The sequence below is a fragment of the Kitasatospora sp. NPDC087314 genome (genome assembly GCF_044744365.1).
Lineage (GTDB): Bacteria > Actinomycetota > Actinomycetes > Streptomycetales > Streptomycetaceae > Kitasatospora.
The window spans coordinates 45,590-52,170 of record NZ_JBIUYE010000029.1; the positions used below are offsets into that span (position 1 = coordinate 45,590).

Consider the following 6,581-nt stretch of genomic DNA (forward strand, 5'->3'; position numbering starts at 1 on the left):
GCGACTGCACACCAGGACCTTGGCCACGCCCACCCCATCAGCGAGGAGCAGACGTATGTCGACCGACACCACCGGTGACTTCAAGGTCGCCGACCTTTCCCTGGCGCCGTTCGGCCGCAAGGAGATCCAGCTGGCCGAGCACGAGATGCCCGGCCTGATGTCGATCCGCGCCGAGTACGCCGAGTCGCAGCCGCTGGCCGGCGCCCGCATCACCGGCTCGCTGCACATGACCGTGCAGACCGCCGTCCTGATCGAGACCCTGACCGCCCTGGGCGCCGAGGTCCGCTGGTGCTCCTGCAACATCTTCTCCACCCAGGACCACGCGGCCGCCGCCATCGCCGTCGGCCCGGAGGGCACCCCGGAGAACCCGCAGGGCGTGCCGGTCTTCGCCTGGAAGGGCGAGACCCTGGACGAGTACTGGTGGTGCACCGAGCAGGCGCTGACCTGGCCGAACGGCCAGACCCCGAACATGATCCTGGACGACGGCGGCGACGCCACCCTGCTGATCCACAAGGGCGTCGAGTTCGAGAAGGCCGGTGCCGCGCCGGACCCGTCCACCGCGGACAACGACGAGTTCCGGATCATCCTGGAGCTGCTCAACCGCACCCTCAAGGACACCCCGAACAAGTGGACCGAGGTCGCCGCCACCATCAAGGGCGTGACCGAGGAGACCACCACCGGTGTCCACCGCCTGTACGAGATGCACCGTGACGGCAACCTGCTGTTCCCGGCGATCAACGTCAACGACGCCGTCACCAAGTCGAAGTTCGACAACAAGTACGGCTGCCGTCACTCGCTGATCGACGGCATCAACCGCGCCACCGACGTGCTGATCGGCGGCAAGGTCGCCGTCGTCTGCGGCTACGGCGACGTGGGCAAGGGCTGCGCCGAGTCGCTGCGCGGCCAGGGCGCCCGCGTGATCATCACCGAGATCGACCCGATCTGCGCGCTGCAGGCGGCGATGGACGGCTACCAGGTCACCACCCTGGAGGACGTCGTCTCGATCGCGGACATCTTCATCACCACCACGGGCAACAAGGACATCATCCTTGCCTCGCACATGGAGAAGATGAAGCACCAGGCGATCGTCGGCAACATCGGCCACTTCGACAACGAGATCGACATCGCGGGCCTGGCGAAGCTGCCCGGCATCGTGAAGACCGAGGTCAAGCCGCAGGTCCACGAGTGGCGCTTCGCCGACGGCCACACCATCATCATGCTGTCCGAGGGCCGCCTGCTGAACCTGGGCAACGCGACCGGCCACCCGTCGTTCGTGATGTCCAACTCCTTCGCGAACCAGACGATCGCCCAGATCGAGCTGTTCACGAAGACCGAGCAGTACCCGATCGGCGTCTACGTGCTGCCCAAGCACCTGGACGAGAAGGTCGCCCGCCTGCACCTCGCCGCGCTCGGCGTGAAGCTGACCACCCTGACCCAGGAGCAGGCCGACTACATCGGCGTTCCGGTCGAGGGCCCGTACAAGGCGGAGCAGTACCGCTACTGATGCGGTGACGCCCCGACGCCGGTGGCCGGCACCCCCTGGTGGGGTGCCGGCCACCGGCGTACGGGCGCGGTCAGCGGAGGACGTCGGTGGTCCAGCTGCTCTCGTCGGCGCCGGTGACGTGCACGAGGTTCAGCAGGCCCTGCAGGCCGCCGAGTTGAGCGAGCGCGGGCGGTTTTCCTTCCGCCCCTCCCACGCAGACCTTGATCCCCTGGTCAACCCGGCACAACGCCTGGAACGGCTCCTGCGCCGGTTCCCCGGGAGGGATCGCCCGGTCCGGGGCGACCGAGATCCGGACCTTCCTGTCCTCGGCCGAGAACGTGACCTGGGCGCCCCAGGGCAGCGAGCCCTGGGGGCGGGTCAACGAGGCGCCCGTCAGCCGGACCGAGCTGGGAGGCCCGGCCAGCCAGAACGGCAACGGGACGTCCCAGTTGCCGACCTGGACGCCGGCGGCGACCCGAAGCAGCGCGTCGTCGGGGACGTCCTGGGAGCGGCCGCGCCACCCGGTGAGCTGCGCCCACCGACCGGAGGGGGTCAGCCAGCGCAGGAGCCGGGATGAGTTGTCGAAGGTGGGAGCGGCCGGATGGACCAGCCAGTACGCGGTCCGGCCGTTCACGTCGGGGGCCGGCACCTTCTCCTGCTTCTGCTTCGGATCGACGTCGATGGCCGGCTCGGGCCCGGCGGGGAAGAGCGAGAGCATGAGGCTCCGTCCGCCCATCCCCCCCTCACCGGCACTGGTAACGCTCCCCAAGTAGCTGATGCCGCGCTCGCCGTCCACCCAGTCGGGCAGCCAGCCGAACTTGACTTCGGTGGCCAGGACGCCGGTACCGGCCTTGGCCGGGGGAGTGGAGGGGGCCGGGGCGACCGAGGCCGGGGCCGCGGGTGCGGCGGGCGCTCCGGCGGGGCTGGGCTCCAGCACCAGCGTGGCGCCGATCACGAGGGCCGTCGCGGCGGCCACCGCGCCGACCGTGAACCGCTGCCGGCGGCGCAGGCGGGCCCGTCCCCGGGTGATGGACGTGGCGACGTCGAAGGCGGCCGGCGGCGCCGGTTCGTCGGCCAGGGCCGCCAGGCGGGCGGCCAGGTCGCTGTGCTCGGTGGTGGTCATGACGTCCTCTCTGCGACGGCGGGGCGGGAGGCGAGAGTGCCGCGCAGGGCAACCAGCGCGCGTGAGCTCTGGCTCTTCACGTTGCCCGACGAACAGCCCAGCGCCTCGGCAGCCTGATCGATCGACAGATCGCAGTAGTAGCGGAGCACCACGGTGGCCCGCTGGCGGGGCGGCAGCGCGGCAAGGGCGCGGCGCAGGTCGATCGAGACGTCCAGATCGACGCTCGCGGCGGCGATGTCCGGCTCGGTGTCGGTACGGGTCGTGCGGCGCCACCAGGGGGAGCGCTGCTCGCTCAGGAACGTGTTGATCAACACCCTGCGGGCGTAACCGTCCACGTTCTCCACCCGTTTGGCCTTCGACCAGTGCACGTAGAGCTTGGTGATGGTCTCCTGGGCCAGGTCGTCGGCCCGATGCCAGTCCCCGCACAGCAGATAGGCGACCTTCCGGAGCCAGCCGCCCCTGGAAGCCACGTACTCGGTGAATTCCGCGTCGTGTGCCTGCTTCGCCATCTGCACCCCCCGTTCCTCGTAGCGATGGCGCTCAGCCGCGCCGTCCACCCCCCTAATGCGGGCACCCGCCCCGAACGTTGCACGCCGGGTCCGGAGATCGTCCACGTAGGCTTTCGGGCATGCCCAACGGCCGGTACTCGCTCCACGACACCCATGACCACGTGCTGCTCGGCGAGGAGCGCTTCAGCTGCGCCCCCGGGGCGGCCGGCTGGCGGTACGTCTCCAAGACCTACGCGCCGGACGGGCAGGTGATCGGCGGCGTCGACCTCACCCTGGACTCGCGCGCCCGCCCGCTGCGGATGGAACTGCGGGCCGGCGGCTGGCTGGTGCGCGGCGGCGCGGTGGACGGTGTGGCCTGGGTCCGGACCGACGCGGCGGACCCGGGCGGCGAGCACGCCGTGGAGGGCCATGACCGGGCTCACGGGTTCACCGGCGGTTCGCCGGCCTTCCTGGTCGCCACCGCCCGGCTGCTGCGGCTGCGGGAGGGGGCGAGCGCGCGGGTGCGGCTGGTCGCGTTCACCGAACCGGTGCTGGCGCCGCGCACCTTCGACCAGGGGTGGCTGCTGGAGGGCGTCGACACGCACGAGACCGACTCGGGCCCGCTGCTGGTCGAGCGGTACCAGGTGGCGGACCTGGAGACCGGCGAGCAGCAGGTCGTGCACCTGGCGGGCGACGTGGTGCTGGCGGCCGCCGGGATCGAGCTGGAGGAGCTGGCGTCGCCGCCGAACGCCTGGCCGGTGGAGTTCGGAAGTTAGACCGACCGGCACATGGTGGGTGTCGCGACGCCGCGCACCATGTGCCGGTCGGTCTTAGGACACGTCTCAGGCGGGCGGGGCGAAGCCGGTGCCCGGGGCGGGGGCGGGCTTCTCGAAGGACGGGGCGGCGGGTGCCGGGGCCGTGGGGGTGGTCGCGGCCGGGACGCCGAGGGCCCGATGCGGCCGGCCGTCCGCGGTGGGCGGCTGCGGTGCGGGGGCCTGCCGGGCGGGGGATGGGGCTGCGGGGGCGGTCATCTGCTGCTGCGCCTGGGCCCGCATCCACTCCCGGCGCTGGCGCTCGGTGAGCACGGCGCCCAGGTACGCCGCCGGGTGCAGCCCCGGTGCCACCGGGTGGCCGGTACGGGCGGCCAGGTCGTCGGCCAGCCGGGCGGACATTCGGAGCGCCACTGCCGGATCCAACTGGCCTATGCGGCCGAGCAGTTGGCGGACCGCCAACCAGAGCGACTCCGGCACCGCGGACAGGTCCATCGCGACCAGCTCCCGGCCCATCGCCTGCAGCAGGTGCGGGTGCACGGGCGGCAGCGGGGACGCCGTGCCGCCGCCCGGGGTGCGCTCGCGGACGACCACCGTCCCGGCGAAGATGTCGCCCAGCCGCCTGCCGTCCACGTTCACCGCCGAGGTGATCACCGCCGGCACGCCGGTCATGGCGACCAGCTCCATGAAGCCGACCAGCCCGCGCACCAGCGAGTGCCGGAACCGCACGGGGCCGCCGTCGGTGCGCACCACCCGCAGGCCGAGCGCGGCCTTGCCGAGCGAGCGCCCGTGGCTGAGGGTCTCGACCATCACCGGCACGGCCACCAGGAAGAACACCAGTAGCCCGAGCAGGGTGGCGGCCAGCGCGGCACCGTCCAGACCGATCAGGGCGACGCTCAGGAGGAGCGAGACCAGCAGCAGGGCGGCGAACTCCACGAGCAGGTCCAGCGCGATCGCCAGCGCCCGGCTCGGAAGCTTCGCCGTCTGCAGGTCGAGGACGACCGCCTCACCCGTCACCAGGTCGCTCAAGACACCTGTCCGTTCACGCTCGTGGAACCCGTACGGCTCCAGTGGAGGCCGCCGAGGGCGGCACGGTCGAGGGGAGGGGCACCACCCGGACCGGCCCCCACGACCCGCTCTCCGCAGTCCGATCCGCAGCCGCAAACATACGGCGCCCGGCGGCCGCACGGGAAGTGAGATCCCGGCGGCCGGGGCGCTCGCCGCTCCTGGCATGCTGGGCCGCGCGTGTCCGTACGTACCGCCGCCCGCGCCCGGGCCCCTCGCGCCCACCGCCGACCATGGAGCCGCCGAATGGACCTGGACGTCTTCGTCGCCACCCACCAGGGGGAGTGGGCACGGCTGGACGCCCTCGCCCGACGGCGCCGGCTCAGCGGGGAGGAGGCCGACGAATTGGTCACCCTGTACCAGCGCGCCACCGGCCACCTGGCCAAGGTCCAGGCCGCCGCGCCGGACCCGGCCCTGCTGAGTCGGCTGACCGGGCTGGTCTCGCGGGCCCGCAGCGCGGTGACCGGCTCCCGCAGCAGCGGCTGGCACGACGTCGCCCGGTACTACACGGTGAGCTTCCCGGCCGCGCTGTACCGCTCGCGCCGATGGTGGCTGCCGGTCGCGGCCGTCTCGCTGCTCGCCACCGCGGTGCTCGCCTGGTGGATGGCCACGCACCCCGAGGTCCGTAACAGCCTCGTCGCCCCGGAGCACCTGCAGGAGATGACCCGCCCGGGCGGCCAGTACGAGTCGTACTACTCGGACCGTCCGGCGAGTTCGTTCGCCGCGCAGGTCTGGACGAACAACGCCTGGGTCGCCGTGCAGTGCCTGCTGTTCGGGATCGCGCTGGGCCTCCCCGTGCTCTGGGTGATGTGGACCAACGTGGTCAATCTCGGCGTCGGCATCGGGCTGATGGCCTCCGCCGGACGCCTCGACGTCTTCCTCGGCCTGCTCATCCCGCACGGCCTGCTGGAGCTGACCGCGGTGTTCGTGGCCGGCGGTCTCGGCCTGCGCCTCGGCTGGACGGTCATCGACCCCGGCCCGCGGACCCGTGGAACGGCCCTGGCCGAACAGGGGCGCTCCATCATCGGCATGGCCATCGGCCTCGCGACGGTGCTGGCCGTCTCCGGTGTGCTGGAAGCCTTCGTCACTCCGTCCGGCCTGCCAACCTGGGCGCGCATCTCGATCGGCGTGCTGGCGGAGACGGCATTCCTCCTCTACGCACTGGTGTTGGGCCGGAAGGCCGCCGAGACGGGAGAACTCGGCGATCTGGACGCGGCCGATCGGGCGGACCTGCAGCCCGTCGCGGCCTGAGGCGATGTGATCCACACGCCTCTGACCTGCTACTCTTCTCGCATCTCAGCCAAACCATTGACGTGGTCGGGGTGGGCTAGTAGGTTTGAACGGTTGGGAGCGACTGGACAACGGTCGTCCCGGGCGTTAGTGTCTACGACACCGCCGAATCGAGGTGGGCGTGTTTCACGAAATGCGCGCCCTCTGACGAAGCAAATCCCACGGACTGAGCACACCGAAAGCTTTGATAAGCTTCGAAGCGAAGTTTGCAGGAAATCCCGCCAGCGGGAATTCGGAGAAACGAAGCCGGTAAGAACGGCCGCGAGGATCTGATAAGCTGGAAACACGAAAGAACGAAGCGCCCGGAGGGCCTGCTGGAAGGCAGCCTGAAGGAAGTGTCCGTTCCTTGAGAACTCAACAGC

The 6,581-nt window shown here is 71.2% G+C and carries 6 protein-coding genes; 3 read left to right on the forward strand and 3 right to left on the reverse strand.

All coding sequences use genetic code 11. The features are described from left to right. Window positions 1-55 precede the first annotated feature (55 nt). Window positions 56-1,504 (forward strand): adenosylhomocysteinase, encoded by a 1,449-nt coding sequence (gene ahcY / locus ACIO5E_RS38740; protein WP_280686055.1) that lies wholly within the window; start codon window positions 56-58, stop codon window positions 1,502-1,504. Between the two features lie 70 nt (window positions 1,505-1,574). Here ahcY and ACIO5E_RS38745 read toward each other — a convergent pair whose 3' ends face one another. Together ACIO5E_RS38745 and ACIO5E_RS38750 are read right to left on the reverse strand one after the other, a co-directional pair. Further along, window positions 1,575-2,606 (reverse strand): hypothetical protein, encoded by a 1,032-nt coding sequence (locus tag ACIO5E_RS38745; RefSeq protein ID WP_400677176.1) that lies wholly within the window; start codon window positions 2,604-2,606, stop codon window positions 1,575-1,577. Beyond that, entirely contained in the window at window positions 2,603-3,115 is a 513-nt protein-coding gene (locus ACIO5E_RS38750) for a SigE family RNA polymerase sigma factor (protein WP_400677179.1), read from the reverse strand. Before ACIO5E_RS38750 ends, ACIO5E_RS38745 begins: the two co-directional genes overlap by 4 nt. Window positions 3,116-3,234: 119 nt before the next feature. On the opposite strand from ACIO5E_RS38750, the gene ACIO5E_RS38755 reads away from it, so the two are divergent. Beyond that, the gene (locus tag ACIO5E_RS38755; protein WP_400677182.1) at window positions 3,235-3,870 is read left to right on the forward strand and encodes a hypothetical protein; all 636 of its coding nucleotides are present in this window, start codon (window positions 3,235-3,237) and stop codon (window positions 3,868-3,870) included. Between the two features lie 66 nt (window positions 3,871-3,936). Here ACIO5E_RS38755 and ACIO5E_RS38760 read toward each other — a convergent pair whose 3' ends face one another. Then, a complete protein-coding gene (locus tag ACIO5E_RS38760; protein ID WP_400677184.1) occupies window positions 3,937-4,893 on the reverse strand; it encodes an RDD family protein in 957 nt (318 codons plus the stop codon). Window positions 4,894-5,175: 282 nt separating this feature from the next. Between ACIO5E_RS38760 and ACIO5E_RS38765 the strand changes: the two genes are divergently transcribed. Next, window positions 5,176-6,180 (forward strand): stage II sporulation protein M, encoded by a 1,005-nt coding sequence (locus ACIO5E_RS38765; RefSeq protein WP_400677187.1) that lies wholly within the window; start codon window positions 5,176-5,178, stop codon window positions 6,178-6,180. Window positions 6,181-6,581 lie beyond the last annotated feature (401 nt).

What these genes read in the sequence shown, in the direction of transcription:
- ACIO5E_RS38745 (WP_400677176.1), bottom strand. Translation starts at nt 2,606, where the DNA reads ATGACCACCACCGAGCACAGCGACCTGGCCGCCCGCCTGGCGGCCCTG.
- ACIO5E_RS38765 (WP_400677187.1), top strand. Translation starts at nt 5,176, where the DNA reads ATGGACCTGGACGTCTTCGTCGCCACCCACCAGGGGGAGTGGGCACGG.
- ACIO5E_RS38755 (WP_400677182.1), top strand. Translation starts at nt 3,235, where the DNA reads ATGCCCAACGGCCGGTACTCGCTCCACGACACCCATGACCACGTGCTG.
- ahcY (WP_280686055.1), top strand. Translation starts at nt 56, where the DNA reads ATGTCGACCGACACCACCGGTGACTTCAAGGTCGCCGACCTTTCCCTG.
- ACIO5E_RS38750 (WP_400677179.1), bottom strand. Translation starts at nt 3,115, where the DNA reads ATGGCGAAGCAGGCACACGACGCGGAATTCACCGAGTACGTGGCTTCC.